Source organism: Nocardioides maradonensis, assembly GCF_054777115.1.
Map to the genome: position 1 here is coordinate 69,351 of NZ_BAAHAZ010000010.1, position 13,682 is coordinate 83,032.

Below are 13,682 nucleotides of genomic sequence, written 5' to 3' on the forward strand. Positions count from 1 at the left end.
GTGTCGCGGGTGGGGCGAAAAGTTCGCCGGCTCAGCCGGTGGAGTAGACCAGGTGGACGCCGACGATGTCCTCGCCGCGGTGCCGGTAGACCTGGGTGGTGAACGGCGGGCAGTGGTCGGGCCCGTCCACGGGATTGTGGAACGTGCCTTCGACCACGGTCAGGCCGCGTCCGGCCACGACGCGAAGGACACTCAGCCGCACGCCCTCGGCGAAGGCGGGCTCGAGGCTGCGGGTGATGGCGATGCCGCCGACGATGGGCTCGTCGACACCGTCTGCGGTGAGCTGCGCGTCCCGCGCGAGCGCCGTCGCCATCAGGGTCGGTTCCACGCCGCGGTTGTACTCCCCGATGATGGCCGCGAACAGGTGCTCACGGGCCCGGACGACTGCACCCCGATCGGCCGCGGAGGCGGCCTCGAGCTCACGCAGTCGCGAGACCAATGACGCGCGGGCCTCGTGCAACCGGCTGCGCACGGTGCCGATCGGGATGCCCAGGGCGGCCGCGATCGCGTCGTAGCTCACAGCGGAGCTGAAGTACCGCAGGACCACCACGTCGTGCAGCGCCGGGGACAGCCCGGTGATGGCGTCCCATACCCAGTCGCGCAGCGCCGCCTCGTCGAGCCGGCGTTCCAGGTCGTCGACCGAGGGCAGGTCGGCGAGGTCGCCGGGGAGGGGGTCGCGGTGGCGGAGCCGGGCACGTGCCAGGTTTCGGGTGATTCCCGTCAACCACGCCCGCGCGAGCTGCGGATCCCGCAGCCTTCCGAGATCGGTGAGCGCGACCAGCGACGCGTCCTGGACCACGTCCTCGACGTCCGGTCCCGCACCCATCACCGCGGCCGCCACGGCGTGCATGGCCGCGCGATGGCGCATCAGCAGCACCGCGAGCGATGGTGCGTCGCCGGCTCGCGCGGCCAGGACGAGGTCGCCGTCGGACGGCTCCATGCACCCAGGGTCGCACGTCGACTGGCGTCGTGCAGGGGTCCGCCGCCGATCTGCTCCTAACCCTCGAGGCCGAGCCGCTCGCGCAGCTCGTCCTCGCCGACCCCGAACGTCTCCCGGATCCGTACGCCGTCCGGGCCGACGTCGACGACGGCGTGGTCGGTGTACACCCGGCTGACGCAGCCGACACCGGTGAGCGGGTAGCTGCAGGACGGCACCAGCTTCGGCGAGCCGTCCTTGGCGAAGAGCGTCATCATCACGAAGACCTCCTTCGCGCCGATGGCGAGGTCCATCGCGCCGCCGACCGCGGGGATGTCGTCGGGGCGGCCGGTGTGCCAGTTGGCCAGGTCGCCGTCGTACGCGACCTGGTAGGCGCCGAGGACACAGACGTCCAGGTGGCCGCCGCGCATCATCGCGAACGAGTCGGCGTGGTGGAAGTACGAGCAGCCGGGGGTCTCGACCACGGGCACCTTGCCGGCGTTGGTGAGGTCGGGGTCGACCTCGTCGCCGACGGCCGTGCGGCCCATGCCGAGCATGCCGTTCTCGGTGTGCAGCACGACGCCGAGCTCGGCGGGGAGGTGGTCGGCGATCTTGGTGGGCTGGCCGATGCCGAGGTTGACGTAGGCGCCGGTCGGGATGTCGCGTGCGATGACGGCGGCCAGCTCGTCCATCGACAGCGGGTGGTCGGCGGTCATCGGTGCTGTCGGCGCGGGCATCAGCGTGCTCCCTGGACGGTGTAGTGGCGGGCCTCGACCTGCACGACGCGGTCGACGTAGATCGAGGGGGTGACGACGGCCTCGGGGTCGAGCGACCCCAACGGCACGACCTCGGCGACCTGCACGATCGTGGTGGCGGCCGCGGTCGCCATCACCGGACCGAAGTTGCGGGCGGTCTTGCGGTAGACGAGGTTGCCGAGCGGGTCGGAGCGGTACGCCGAGATGAGCGCGTAGTCGCCCCGGATGGGGTGCTCGAGCACGTACTCGCGATCGTCGATGACCCGCGCCTCCTTGCCCTCCGCGAGCGGGGTGCCCACGGCGGTCGGGCTGAAGAAGGCCCCGATGCCAGCACCCGCGGCGCGCATCCGCTCGGCGAGGTTGCCCTGGGGCACGACCTCGAGCTCGATCTTGCCGGCCCGGTACAGCTCGTCGAACACGTAGGAGTCGGCCTGCCGCGGGAACGAGCAGAGCACCTTGCGCACCTGCCCGGCCGCGAGCAGCGCGGCCAGCCCGACGTCGCCGTTGCCCGCGTTGTTGGACACGATCGTCAGGTCGCGCGCGCCCTGCCGGATCAGCGCGTCGATGAGGTCGAAGGGCATCCCGGCCAAGCCGAAGCCGCCGACCAGGACGGTGGATCCGTCCTCGATGCCGGCGACGGCCTCGTCGCAGGTCTCCAGCAGCTGGGTGCGGCTCATCGCGCGGCCTCCGTGGTGTCGAGGTTCTCGAGGACGACGGCCAGCGCCTGCCCGACCCCGATGCAGATGGCGGCGACGCCGTACCTCTCGCCGGTCTGGCGCAGGACCTTGGCCAGCGTCGCCACGATCCGGCCGCCCGAGGCGCCGAGGGGGTGGCCGATCGCGATGGCGCCGCCCTTCGTGTTGACGACGTCCGCCGAGCGCAGGCCGAGGGGCAGCCAGGCGTCGACGCAGGCCAGCGACTGGACCGCGAACGCCTCGTTCAGCTCGACGGCGCCGACCTGGTCCCAGGAGATGCCCGCGCGGGCCAGCGCGCGGTTCGCGGCCTCGACCGGGGCGAAGCCGAAGGCCTGCGGCTCGAGGGCCATCACGCCGCGCCCGGCGATGCGTGCCCACGGCTCGGCGCCGATGACCGTCGCGGCCGCCTCGCTGCCGAGGACGAGCGCCGAGGCTCCGTCGCTCAGCGGGCTGGCGTTGCCGGCGGTGATGGTGCCGTCCTTCCGGAAGACGGGCTTCAGCCCGGCCAGGACCTCGGGGGTCGACGTCGGCCGGATGCCCTCGTCGCGGGTCAGGTCCGTGCCGGGGACGGGTACGACGAGGTCCTCGTAGAACCCCTCCTGCCAGGCCTGCTCGGCGAGGCGGTGCGACCGGGCGGCGAACGCGTCCTGCCGCTCCCGCGAGATGCCGAACCGCTCCTGCAGCTGCTCGTTGGCCTCGCCCAGGCTGACCGTCCACTCCTTCGGCATGGCGGCGTTCACGAGCCGCCAGCCCAGGGTGGTCGAGACGGCCGTGACGTCGCCGGCGGGGAAGCCCTTGGCCGGCTTCGGCAGCACCCACGGCGCGCGCGACATCGACTCGACGCCACCGGCCAGGACCACGTCGGCGTCGCCGGACTCGATGGTCCGCGAGGCCATCATCAGCGCGTCGAGCGAGGAGCCGCACAGGCGGTTGACGGTCGTGCCCGGGACGCTGACCGGGAGACCGGCGAGCAGCCCGGCCATCCGGCCGACGTTGCGGTTCTCCTCCCCCGCCCCGTTGGCGTTGCCCCACACGATGTCGTCGATCCGGGCCGGGTCCAGCGCGGGCACCGCCGCCATGATCGAGGTGATGGCCGAGGCGGCGAGGTCGTCGGGGCGCACGCCCGACAGGCCGCCGCCGAAGCGGCCGAACGGGGTCCGCGTCGCGGCGTACAGGAAGGCACTCATAGCGCCGACGCTACGGCGGATGACACATATACTGAAGTATCAATATCTGCTGTCATTGATATCCTAATCATGATGAATCTGACGCACCTGCGCTACTTCACGACCCTCGCCGAGGAGCTGCACTTCGGCCGCGCGGCCGCGCGCCTGCACATGGCGCAGCCGCCGCTCTCCCAGGCCATCCGCCGGCTCGAGGCCGAGGTGGGCGCGGACCTCTTCGAGCGCACCACCCGGCGGGTGGCGCTCACCCCGGCCGGTCAGGCCTACCTCCGCGACGCCCGGGCCATCCTCGCGGCGGTCGACGATGCGGCCCACACCGCGCGCCTGGTCGCGGCCGGCTCGGTCGGGCACCTCACGATCGGGTGCGTGGGCTCGGCGACGTACAGCCTGCTGCCGGGGCTGTCGCGCCGGCTCTCGGCCGAGCTGCCCGGCATCGACTTCTCCTTCCGCGGCGAGATGCTCGCGCCCGACCAGGTCAGCGGCCTGCGGGACGGCACGATCGACATCGCGCTGCTGCGTCCGCCGGTCAGCGACCCCTCGCTCCTCGCCCACCGCCTCCGGCGTGACCGGCTGGTCGTGGCGATGCCCACCGACCACCCGCTGAGCGCGGCCGAGCGGGTCACACCGGCTGACCTGGCCGGCACCGACCTGATCGTGCACTCCGCGGAGCGCCGCTCGGTGATGTACGGCGTCGTGGTCGGCCTGCTGCACGAGGCCGGCGTCGAGCCCCACGTGCGCCACGAGGTCGGCGAGACCTCCACCTTGGTGACCCTCGTGGCCGGCGGGCTCGGCGTGGCCGTCGTACCGGAGCCGGTGACCGCGCTCGCGCTGGACGGCGTGACCTACCGGCCGCTGTCCGCGCCCGACGCCGGGATCGACCTGCTGGTCGCGCACCGCGCCGAGCGCAGCGAGCCGCACCTGGCCCGGGCCGTCGCGGTCGTGCGCGACTTCGCGGCGGACTAGGACCCGGCGTCGAGGTCCGCGAAGACCCGCTTGGCTACCCCGAACGCCGTGTTCGCAGCCGGTACGCCGACGTAGATCGCCGACTGCAGGAGCACCTCGACGACCTCTGCACGGGTCAGCCCGTTGCGCAGAGCTGCCGGGATGTGGAACTCCAGCTCCTCGAAGTGGCGGCCGGCCACCAGGGCGGTCAGCACCCCGATCGATCGGTCGCGCCGGGCCAGGCCCGGGCGCGTCCAGATCTCGCCCCACGCGTAGCGGGTGATGAGGTCCTGGAACTCGCGGGTCGTCTCGGTGATCCCGGCGGTGGCGCGGTCCACGTGCCCGTCGCCGAGCACCTGGCGGCGTACGGACATGCCGGCGGCGTACACCTGACGCCTGCTCGCACGTCCGGTCACGAGGTGCTCGCGCAGCAGGGCCGCGACCCGCTCCGGAGCCTCGGCGGGCGCCAGGTGGGCGACCCCGTCGAGAACCACGAGCCGGCCGTCGCGAACACCCTCGGCGACCTGTGCCAGCGTGGCGGGCGGCGTAGGCGCGTCGTCGGCCCCGGCCACGGCCAGCACCGGTCGCCCGATCTCCCCCAGCCGGTCCCGCACGTCGAACCCGTCGAGCGCCTCGCAGGTCTGCGCGTAGCCCTCGGCATCGGCCTCCTGCAGCACCGTGAGCAGCGCGGTCGCGACCCCCGGTGCCCGCTCCAGGAAGCCCGGTGCGAACCAGCGCTGCGCCGACCCGGTCACCTGGGTGGCCGTCCCGGAGGCCCGCACCGTGGCGGCACGCTCCCGGTAGACGCCGGGCTCACCGATCCGCGCACCGGTGCAGAGCAGCACCGCGGCGTCGATCGCCTGGGGCGCGTCGAGCAGGAGCTGCAGCCCGACGCAGCCGCCCATGGAGTCTCCGGCGTACGCGAAGGGCGCGGTGTCGGCGCGCGCCGACCGGACCTGCTCGGCGTAGGCCAGCACCCCCGCTGCCAGCTCGGCCATCGTGAACGGCTCCCCGACGGGTGCGCCCTCGTGACCCGGGAGGTTCCAGCCGACGACGTGGAAGTCGTCGCCCAGTCGGTGGGCGACGTCGCCCCACAGCGCCACCGCGCCGGTGCCGAGGGACGGACCGAGCAGCAGGAGCGGACGCGACGCGTCGCCCGCGAGCTCGGCGCCGGTGATGTGCGGAACGGTCACGGGTGGGTCTCCAGCCAGTCCTGCGCGCGCTGCCGCGCCGCGTCGATGATCAGGTCGTTCGCGCCGAGGTAGTCGCCCGTGGACGGCTGGGCTCCGGCGAAGCGCGCGATCGAGGCGCGCTCGGCGGTGAGGTCGTCCCAGGCCGCGCGGGCGTTCGCGGCCATCCGGTCGGCGTCGACGTGGAGGCCGGCGAGCAGCTCGGTGGCCTGCGACGCGGCGACGGCCGTACGACGGCCGAGGGCCTGCAGGGCCGGCCACTCGGCGTGCCACCCGCCGGCCGGACGCTCGTCCTCGGCGAGCGCCGCGGCGACGTGGGTCGTGCTCGCCAGCGGCGGCGCGGACAGCGCCGCGCGACGCAGCAGCGTGGACAGCACCGGGTTGCGCTTGTGCGGCATCGTCGAGGAGCCTCCACGCCCGGCCGGCTCGGCGAGCTCGGCGATCTCGGGGCGCGACAGGGTCAGCACGTCACCGGCCACCCGGCCCCAGGCGTCGGTGCACGCGACCAGCGCGTCGGCGTACGACGTCACGGGGGCGCGGCTGGTGTGCCAGGGCGTCGAGGGACGCAGCTCCAGGCGCGTGGCCGCGTCCTCGGCGATGCGCAGGGCCGCCGCGGGGTCGCCCATCAGCTCGGTGGTCGCGGCGTGGGTGCCGGCCGCACCGCCGAACTGGGCGGGGAAGGTCAGCGCGTCGAGGCGGTCGGCGGCGTCCAGGACACCGGTCAGCCAGCCCGCGGCCTTGAGCCCGAAGGAGACGGGGACGGCTGCCTGGGTGAGCGTGCGCCCGGTCATCACGGTGCCGCGGTGGTCGTCGGCCAGCGCTGCGAGAGCCGCGACCTGGGCGCGCAGCTCGGCGCAGATCGCGGTGACGACGTCGCGCAGGCAGAGCACGAGCCCGGTGTCGACGACGTCCTGGCTGGTCAGCCCGCGGTGCACCCAGGCGGCGCCGGCGCCGTCGGCCCGGGCGCGCAGCAGCGCGACCAGCCCCAGCACCGGGTTGCCGCCCGACTCCGCGCCGGCGGCGAGGTCCTCGAGATCCCCCGCTCCCACCAGCCCGGCCAGGTCCGGCGCGGCGGGCGCGACCCCGGCCGCGGCGAGCGCGTCGACCCACGCCTGCTCGACCGCGACCATGGCCTCCAGCCACGCGGTCGGGGACATCAGCCCGCCGGCTCGCTCGTCGCCGGGCCAGAAGAGGTCGCTCACAGGTGCATCCTCGCGCTCACCGGCCCGGGAAGGACAGGAAGACCGTCTCCCCGTCGCCCTGCAGCCGGATGTCGAAGACCAGCCCGGTGCCCTCGCTCGCGGCGACCAGCGTGGCGCGCCGGTCGGTGGGCAGCGACGCCAGCAACGCGTCGCGCTCGAGCGCGCCCTCGGCCTGCAGGTCCGCGGGCAGGTACGCCCGGGTGAACAGCCGGTCGAGCAGGCCGCGGGCGAACACGGTGACGGCGAAGAACGCAGCCGCCCCCGGCTCGGTCGGGCCTGGCACGAGGGTGCTGAACACGTAGCGGCCGTCCCGGCCGGTCGATGCCCGGCCGAAGCCGGTGAAGGTCCACCCGTCCCGGCGCAGCGAGCCGGGCTCCTGCGGGATCGTCCCGTCGGGACGCGCCTGCCAGAGCTCGACCAGCGCGTCGGGAACGGGCGCACCCGCTCCGTCGTACACGCGACCGTGGAGCTGCACGGAGCCCGGGCTGCCCGGCGGCACCAGGTCGCGGTCGCCGTCGTACGGGAGCGCGTAGTGGAAGAACGGTCCGACGGTCTGGCCGGGCGTGGGGCTGAGGCCGGTCATCACGCCTCCTCGGGCTCGGTGTACGTACGGTTGCTCCCGGTGAGCACGATGTCCCAGCGGTAGCCGGTGGCCCACTCGGGCGTCGTCAGGTCATGGTCGTACGTCGCCACCAGCCGTTCGCGCGCGGCCGGGTCGATGATCGCCTGCACGATCGGGTCGAGCGCGAGCAGCGGGTCGCCGGGGAAGTACATCTGGGTGACCAGCCGCTGGGTGAACTCCGTGCCGAACAGCGAGAAGTGGATGTGCGCCGGCCGCCACGCGTTGCGGTGGTTGCGCCACGGGTACGGGCCGGGCTTGATCGTGGTGAACCGGTAGAACCCGTCGTCGTCGGTCAGGCAGCGCCCCGCGCCGGTGAAGTTCGGGTCGAGCGGCGCCGGGTGCTGGTCGCGCTTGTGCACGTAGCGCCCGCCCGCGTTCGCCTGCCAGATCTCGACCAGCTGGCGGCGGACCGGGCGCCCGTCGCCGTCAGTGACGCGACCGGTCACCACCATCCGCTCGCCGATGGCCTCGCCGGAGGGGCCGACGGTGAGGTCGGCCTCGAGCGGGTCGACGTCCCACTGTCCGAAGCACGGCGCCCACAGCTCGATCGTCTCCGGGTCGGTGTGGTGCAGGTCCTTGGTCGGGTGGCGCAGCGTGCTGGAGCGGTACGGCGGGTAGTCGACGCGCGGCATCCGCTCGGCACTCCCGCGTGCGGCCCACTCCTCGCCGATCGCGGCGATCTCCGCGCTGATGGTCCCCTGGGTCTCGAGCTCGCTCATCGGGTCGGCCACCCCGTGTAGCCCTCGGCGAGGTACGTCGACCCGGCCCGCGATCCGACGACCGATCCGAGCTCGGCGAGCTGGCGCTGCTCGTCGAAGTCGGAGGTGCCCTCGGCGCGGTGCAGCATCGTGGTCATCCAGTAGGAGAAGTGCTGGGCCTTCCAGACCCGCGCGAGCGCGCGGTCGGTGTACTCACCCAGCGCCGCCTCGTCGGCCTTGCGCAGCGCGCGCTCGACGTGCTCGGCGAGCACGCGGACATCGGCGAGGGCCAGGTTGAGCCCCTTCGCTCCGGTCGGCGGGACGGTGTGCGCCGCGTCGCCGGCCAGGACCAGGTTGCCCTTGCGCATCGGCGTCTGCACGAAGCTGCGGAACGGCAGCACCGTGCGCTCCAGCACCGGGCCCTCCTGCAACCGGAAGCCGTCCTCGCCGGCCAGGCGGGCCTGCAGCTCGCCCCAGAGCCGGTCGTCGGACCAGGCGCTCGGGTCCTCGGCGGGGTCGCACTGGAAGTAGAGCCGCTGGACGGAGTCGGTGCGCTGGCTGACCAGCGCGAACCCACGGTCGGAGCGGGCGTAGATCAGCTCGGCCGCGCTCGGCGGCGCCTCGACGAGGACGCCGAACCAGGCGAAGGGGTACTCGCGGACGTAGCGCTGGGCGCCGGGTACGTCGAGGACGAGGTCGCGGCAGGTGCTGCGGGAGCCGTCGGCACCGACCACGAGGTCGGCGACGATCTCGTGGCGGGCGCCATCGGTGTCGGTGTAGCGGACCTTCGGGGCGTCCTCGATCTCGAGGACCTCGGTGCCGGTGATGCCGTAGCGCAGGTCGCCGCCGTCCGTCGTACGGCGTGCGTGGAGGTCCCTGAAGACGTCGGTCTGCGGGTAGAGCCAGCAGGACGCACCGGCGAGGTCCTCGAAGTCGATGCGGTGGCTGACACCGCCGAAGCGCAACGCGATGCCCTCGTGCCGGTGGCCGTCGGTCAGCACCCGGTCGACGCCGGAGTCGACGAGCAGCCGGACGCTGTCACGCTCGAGGATGCCCGCCCGGTGGGTGGTCTCGATCGTGTGGGCCGTGCGGTTGTCGACCACGACGCTGTCGATGCCCGACAGGTGCAGCAGGTGCGACAGCATCAGGCCCGCAGGTCCACCACCCACGATCGCGACCTCGGTCCTGGTCACGGACTCGACGCTCATGGACATCCCTCCTCGGATGATCTCGGTGGTCCGGACGTTAGTGAGACTGCCGTCACTCGTGACAGACTTGTCTTTCACTCAGTGAAAGGTAATGTCCATGGCGGGTGGCGGCGCGGGTACGTCGCTGGTCGCACGCACCCTCGACGTCCTCAACGCCTTCGACGAGCAGCACCGGCGGCTCACCCTCGCGTCGATCGCGCGGCGCTCCGGCCTGTCCGAGCCGACGACCCTGCGCATCGTCCGCGAGCTGGTCGCCGGCGGTGCCCTCGTCCGCGCCGAGGACAAGACCTACTCGATCGGGAGGGGCCTGTGGCAGCTCGGCCTGCTCGCCCCCGTCGAGAGCGACCTCCGCGAGGTCGCCTCGCCGTTCCTGCAGGACATCCACGCTGCGACCCGGGCGACGGTCCACCTGGCCATCCGCGACGGGCTACAGGTCCTCTACCTCGACCGGCTCTCCGGACAGGCCTCGGTGCCGGTCGTCAGCCGGATCGGCAGCCGGTTGGCGCTGCACTCCACGGGTGTCGGCAAGGTGTTGCTCGCACACGCCCCGGAGGACGTCGTACGGGCGGCGCTGAGGAGGTTGAAGCCCTTCACGCCGTACACCATCACGGCCCCGGGCCTGCTCGCGCGCGAGCTCGCGAAGGTCCGTGTCAACGGCTACGCGACGACGCGCGAGGAGATGACGCTCGGGGCGTGCTCGATCGCGGTGCCGGTCGTGAGCGGGGGCGACGTCATCGCGGCCGTCGGCGTGGTCGTGCCCGACCTCCGCCGCGACAAGGCGCGGCTGGTCACCGGGCTGACCGTGGCCGCGCGCTCGATCGGCCGTCTGTACCGGCCCGGCTGACCTCAGCGCCCTGCTCCTCCCCGGGTGGACGAGCCATGGTCACACCGGGTCATTTTCGGCCCGGGCGCGACACCAATGGCGTGCTGACGCCCCCGTCGAGCGCGGTCACGGGCCGGGTCTGACGCTCGTCCCCCATCCGCGAGAAGCCTGCGCCATGCACGTCCTGGTAGTCACCGACATCGGGATGTACCTGGACGGTATGGCTGCCGGACGCCGCGCACTCCCCGACCTCCGCTCGGCCGACACGGCCCGGGGCGGCGCGGGTGCCGTCACCTGCGCACGACGCCACGAAGGGTCCACATCCCGACGGCGTTCACTCTCACCGGGATCCTCAAGCTGGTGATCTCGGTGCTCGGCCTCAGCTGGCAGTACATCTGCTCCAAGCTCGTGAGGATCATCCCCGAGCCGATCCTCGTGGGTCTGGGAGCGGACGGTCTCGGTGCTCGTCGGGATGATCAGCAGGGCCCGCCGCTGCGTGAGAGCAGATCAGGAGCGAGTTGAGGACCAACAGATCAGCCAGGTCGTCGATCTGATCTCGTCCCAGGTCATCAGGCCGCCGTCACGAAGCTCGTCAGCATGCTCGGGCCCGCCGGCGCCGTCATCCAGGCGATCATCGCCACCTACAACACGGTGATGTTCGCTTATCGAGCGCGCCAGATCGGCGCCGTGGTCGCGTCGTTCATCGACTCGATCGCCGCCGGAAACATCGTCCGCGCCGCGACCGCGTCGAGGAGACACTCGTGAGCGGCCTGACCATCGCGATCAGCTTCATGTCCCGGTTCGTCGGCCTCGACGGCATCCCGAACCGAGTCGTCGGCAGCGTGCGCAGGATCCGCCAGCCGATCGACCGGGGCTCCACAAGATCGTCGGGTGGCTGGGAACGACCGTGGCACGACTCACGGCGCCACTGCACGCCACGAACGCGGACATCGTCCGAGATCACGAAAAGTTTGCTTGTCGCCTTTCGACGCGAACACAGATTGCCGTCCACTAGCGTCCGACCCGGTACCTGCTCGGGCGCGCACCATCCGTTGGAACGTGTGAAGACCCCTGGGAGCGACCGTGGCGAGCAGCTTGCTGATTGCAACCGGTGCTGGTCTCGGCGGAATGTTCGGCTGGGGAACCGCCGAGTTCGCGACGAAGAAGTCCGTTGACCAGATCGGGAGCGTCGCCAGTCTCGTGTGGGCGCACATCCTCGGCACCGTCGCGCTCGCCGGACTCGTTCTCGTCGGCGTCGTTGGGTTCGGACATCCGTTTGAGTTCCCGGCCGGTGTCGGCGCATGGGCTGGCCTGGTGTTCTTCGGCTGCTTGCAGACGGCCGTCTACTACTTCGCGTACCGGGCGTTCGAGCACGGACAGGTCGCCGTCCTGGCGCCGATCTTCGCCTCGTTCGCAGGACTGGTGGCGCTCATCTCCGTGGTGGTGTTCGGCGAGACCGTGAGTTCGGGCCTGGGGCCGTCACTCGTGGCGATCTTCGCCGGCGTGATGCTGCTGAATCTCGAGGTCGGCGAGCTGAGGCGCGGAGGCATCCGTCTCATGGGCGCGCTCGGTGTGCGCGACATCGGAATCGCCACCATCCTGGCGACCGGGTGGACGCTGGGCTGGGACCGCTTCGTGAACGGACACGACGGACCGTCGTATTCGCTGTTGATGTTCGTCTTCATGACGATCTCAGCATTCGCAGTCGCCCGGGTGCAGAAGGTCCGACTGGCCGGTGTCCGTCCGGTGATGCCAGCTCTCTGGTTGGTCGGCGCGGGCGAAGCAATCGCCTATTTCGCCATCAGCGTCGGCTATGCGGACACAACGCAGACGGCGATCGTTGCACTCCTCAGTGGCGCATCAGCATTGCCGACCATCGTGCTGGCCCGGATCTTTCTTCGCGAAAAGCTCACGGGCGTCCAGACCTTGGGCAGCCTGGTAGTCGTCGCTGGCGTGGCGCTCCTGTCAGTGAGCTAGCGGTGGACTTCTCGTCGATCGCCGAGGCACTGGATACTCGCGGGAGAAGCTCCGTACGTTGGTGCACACCGTCGCTGAACCCGTCGCTCGCACGCGTTCATTCACCGTACGACAGCGACGCATCCATCTCGTTCGAGTCATTCGGTCTGCCGCTCGAACCCACCGGACTTTTCAAACATGCCTTTGACAAGGCCGCCCGAGCGTTCGGCGCGGACCAGACGCTGTTCTCGGTGAACGGGACCACGTGGAGCAACTACGTCGTGATCAAGGCGCTCGCCAAGCAGGCGCCCAACCTTCGGATCCTGGCGAGCCGGAACGTGCATCGCTCGGTGGTGAGTGCCTGCGAGGACTACGGGGTCCGACTGATGTTCTTGCCTACTCGGATGCACGAGCGCTTCCACACCTTCATTCCCAACACCACGGACGAGGTACTCGAAGGCGTTGCCCGTACCAAACCGCAAGTCTTGCTGCTGACGACGCCGACCTACGAGGGCCTGGCTGCGGACCTGGCCGATCTCATTCGCAAGGTGCGCCGGCTGGATCCCCGTCTCGTGGTCTTCATCGACGAGGCATGGGGAGCTCACCTCCACTTCTCGAGCCTCATGCCCCTCTCAGCGATGGCCGCGGGGGCGGACATCTGTGTCCAGAGCACGCACAAGCAGGGCGGGTCTCTGCAGCAGACAGGCATGATCCACTGGCAGGGCGATCGCATCGACGCGGATCTGTTGCGCGATGCATACCGAACGCTAGGAACTTCCAGTCCCTCCTACCTCCTGATGGCGTCCCTGGAAGCAGCGACCCATGAGCTGGAACAGCACGGCGAGGACCATCTCGACAGGATGGTGGAGCTGGCTCAGCTGCTGACCAAATCCATCACCTCCATCCCCGAGTACGACGTCGCCGAGATCCACGAGGCGAACCACGACCGGGTCGACCGGGATGCGACGAAGGTCGTGGTGGACGTGTCGAGATGCGGACTCAGCGGGTACGAGGTGGCGCGCCAGCTCGAGCTTGATCACGCCATCGTCGTCGAGGCCTACAACATCAACACGGTCTTGTTGCTCGTTCCCTTCAACGCCACGATGGACGATATCGAAGCGACTCGAGAGGCATTGGCTGTCATTGCCTCTGAGCGGCGCCTCCCTGCCGACGTACACCTCAGACTGCCGCGCAACGTGCCCAAGGTCCTCGACCTCACCGAGGTCTCGCGGCTGCTGCCTGATCAATTGGAGGACGTGCCGCTACACGAAGCGGTCGGCCGGATCTGTGGGGAACACATCACGCCGTTCCCACCCGGCATTCCAACGACCATCAAGGGCGAGGAGCTCACCGACGAGATGGTGGCCTACTACGACCAGCTGAGAGCGGTACCCAACCTCCACATCGCCGCGCGCGACCCACGTCTAGGGACCGTGTGCGTGGTGCGGTGAGCACCCAGACGTCCGCGACTCGGCCACGAGGAGGCAGGGC

The 13,682-nt window shown here is 71.2% G+C and carries 14 protein-coding genes; 5 read left to right on the forward strand and 9 right to left on the reverse strand.

Going from position 1 to position 13,682, the window contains the following annotated elements:
• Positions 1–31: 31 nt before the first annotated feature.
• From ACYVAQ_RS13480 to ACYVAQ_RS13495, 4 genes are read right to left on the reverse strand one after another with little or no spacing between them, the layout of a single operon-like run.
• The gene (locus ACYVAQ_RS13480; RefSeq protein ID WP_460790354.1) at positions 32–940 is read right to left on the reverse strand and encodes an RNA polymerase sigma factor; all 909 of its coding nucleotides are present in this window, start codon (positions 938–940) and stop codon (positions 32–34) included.
• Positions 941–996: 56 nt separating this feature from the next.
• Entirely contained in the window at positions 997–1,653 is a 657-nt protein-coding gene (locus tag ACYVAQ_RS13485) for a 3-oxoacid CoA-transferase subunit B (protein WP_460790356.1), read from the reverse strand.
• A complete protein-coding gene (locus tag ACYVAQ_RS13490; RefSeq protein WP_460790358.1) occupies positions 1,653–2,348 on the reverse strand; it encodes a 3-oxoacid CoA-transferase subunit A in 696 nt (231 codons plus the stop codon). The genes ACYVAQ_RS13485 and ACYVAQ_RS13490 overlap by 1 nt, the downstream gene beginning before the upstream one ends.
• Positions 2,345–3,553, reverse strand: a complete 1,209-nt coding sequence (locus tag ACYVAQ_RS13495; protein ID WP_460790360.1) for a thiolase family protein — start codon at positions 3,551–3,553, stop codon at positions 2,345–2,347. The genes ACYVAQ_RS13490 and ACYVAQ_RS13495 overlap by 4 nt, the downstream gene beginning before the upstream one ends.
• Before the next feature lie 72 nt (positions 3,554–3,625).
• Here ACYVAQ_RS13495 and ACYVAQ_RS13500 point away from each other — a divergent pair, with 72 nt between their 5' ends.
• Positions 3,626–4,513 (forward strand): LysR substrate-binding domain-containing protein, encoded by an 888-nt coding sequence (locus ACYVAQ_RS13500; RefSeq protein ID WP_460790362.1) that lies wholly within the window; start codon positions 3,626–3,628, stop codon positions 4,511–4,513.
• Here ACYVAQ_RS13500 and pcaDC read toward each other — a convergent pair.
• The 5 genes from pcaDC to ACYVAQ_RS13525 are packed head-to-tail and all read right to left on the reverse strand — an operon-like array spanning position 4,510 to position 9,412.
• On the reverse strand, positions 4,510–5,685 hold the full coding sequence (pcaDC, locus tag ACYVAQ_RS13505; RefSeq protein ID WP_460790363.1) for a bifunctional 3-oxoadipate enol-lactonase/4-carboxymuconolactone decarboxylase PcaDC: 1,176 nt from the start codon (positions 5,683–5,685) through the stop codon (positions 4,510–4,512). The two genes, ACYVAQ_RS13500 and pcaDC, sit on opposite strands and share 4 nt — an antisense overlap.
• Positions 5,682–6,884, reverse strand: coding sequence for a lyase family protein (locus ACYVAQ_RS13510; RefSeq protein WP_460790366.1), 1,203 nt, complete (start codon positions 6,882–6,884; stop codon positions 5,682–5,684). Before ACYVAQ_RS13510 ends, pcaDC begins: the two co-directional genes overlap by 4 nt.
• Before the next feature lie 16 nt (positions 6,885–6,900).
• Positions 6,901–7,467: a protocatechuate 3,4-dioxygenase subunit alpha gene (gene pcaG, locus ACYVAQ_RS13515; RefSeq protein ID WP_460790368.1), complete on the reverse strand. Its 567-nt coding sequence runs from the start codon at positions 7,465–7,467 to the stop codon at positions 6,901–6,903.
• Complete coding sequence (pcaH, locus tag ACYVAQ_RS13520) at positions 7,467–8,225, reverse strand: protocatechuate 3,4-dioxygenase subunit beta (protein WP_460790370.1); 759 nt, start codon at positions 8,223–8,225, stop codon at positions 7,467–7,469. Before pcaH ends, pcaG begins: the two co-directional genes overlap by 1 nt.
• Positions 8,222–9,412: a 4-hydroxybenzoate 3-monooxygenase gene (locus ACYVAQ_RS13525; RefSeq protein ID WP_460790372.1), complete on the reverse strand. Its 1,191-nt coding sequence runs from the start codon at positions 9,410–9,412 to the stop codon at positions 8,222–8,224. The genes pcaH and ACYVAQ_RS13525 overlap by 4 nt, the downstream gene beginning before the upstream one ends.
• Positions 9,413–9,509: 97 nt before the next feature.
• Between ACYVAQ_RS13525 and ACYVAQ_RS13530 the strand changes: the two genes are divergently transcribed.
• The 4 genes from ACYVAQ_RS13530 (at position 9,510) to ACYVAQ_RS13545 (ending at position 13,642) form a co-directional block, all read left to right on the forward strand.
• Positions 9,510–10,256 carry an IclR family transcriptional regulator gene (locus ACYVAQ_RS13530; RefSeq protein WP_460790374.1) on the forward strand — a complete coding sequence of 249 codons (747 nt, stop codon included), beginning with the start codon at positions 9,510–9,512 and terminating at the stop codon, positions 10,254–10,256.
• Positions 10,257–10,832: 576 nt separating this feature from the next.
• A complete protein-coding gene (locus ACYVAQ_RS13535; RefSeq protein WP_460790376.1) occupies positions 10,833–11,000 on the forward strand; it encodes a hypothetical protein in 168 nt (55 codons plus the stop codon).
• A 318-nt stretch (positions 11,001–11,318) separates the two neighbouring features.
• Positions 11,319–12,212, forward strand: a complete 894-nt coding sequence (locus ACYVAQ_RS13540; RefSeq protein WP_460790379.1) for an EamA family transporter — start codon at positions 11,319–11,321, stop codon at positions 12,210–12,212.
• A gap of 2 nt (positions 12,213–12,214) precedes the next feature.
• Positions 12,215–13,642, forward strand: coding sequence for an aminotransferase class I/II-fold pyridoxal phosphate-dependent enzyme (locus ACYVAQ_RS13545; RefSeq protein ID WP_460790381.1), 1,428 nt, complete (start codon positions 12,215–12,217; stop codon positions 13,640–13,642).
• The last annotated feature ends 40 nt before the right edge of the window (positions 13,643–13,682 follow it).

What these genes read in the sequence shown, in the direction of transcription:
- ACYVAQ_RS13525 (WP_460790372.1), bottom strand. Translation starts at nt 9,412, where the DNA reads ATGAGCGTCGAGTCCGTGACCAGGACCGAGGTCGCGATCGTGGGTGGT.
- ACYVAQ_RS13500 (WP_460790362.1), top strand. Translation starts at nt 3,626, where the DNA reads ATGAATCTGACGCACCTGCGCTACTTCACGACCCTCGCCGAGGAGCTG.
- ACYVAQ_RS13485 (WP_460790356.1), bottom strand. Translation starts at nt 1,653, where the DNA reads ATGCCCGCGCCGACAGCACCGATGACCGCCGACCACCCGCTGTCGATG.
- ACYVAQ_RS13480 (WP_460790354.1), bottom strand. Translation starts at nt 940, where the DNA reads ATGGAGCCGTCCGACGGCGACCTCGTCCTGGCCGCGCGAGCCGGCGAC.
- ACYVAQ_RS13530 (WP_460790374.1), top strand. Translation starts at nt 9,510, where the DNA reads ATGGCGGGTGGCGGCGCGGGTACGTCGCTGGTCGCACGCACCCTCGAC.
- ACYVAQ_RS13495 (WP_460790360.1), bottom strand. Translation starts at nt 3,553, where the DNA reads ATGAGTGCCTTCCTGTACGCCGCGACGCGGACCCCGTTCGGCCGCTTC.
- ACYVAQ_RS13490 (WP_460790358.1), bottom strand. Translation starts at nt 2,348, where the DNA reads ATGAGCCGCACCCAGCTGCTGGAGACCTGCGACGAGGCCGTCGCCGGC.
- pcaH (WP_460790370.1), bottom strand. Translation starts at nt 8,225, where the DNA reads ATGAGCGAGCTCGAGACCCAGGGGACCATCAGCGCGGAGATCGCCGCG.
- ACYVAQ_RS13535 (WP_460790376.1), top strand. Translation starts at nt 10,833, where the DNA reads ATGCTCGGGCCCGCCGGCGCCGTCATCCAGGCGATCATCGCCACCTAC.
- pcaG (WP_460790368.1), bottom strand. Translation starts at nt 7,467, where the DNA reads ATGACCGGCCTCAGCCCCACGCCCGGCCAGACCGTCGGACCGTTCTTC.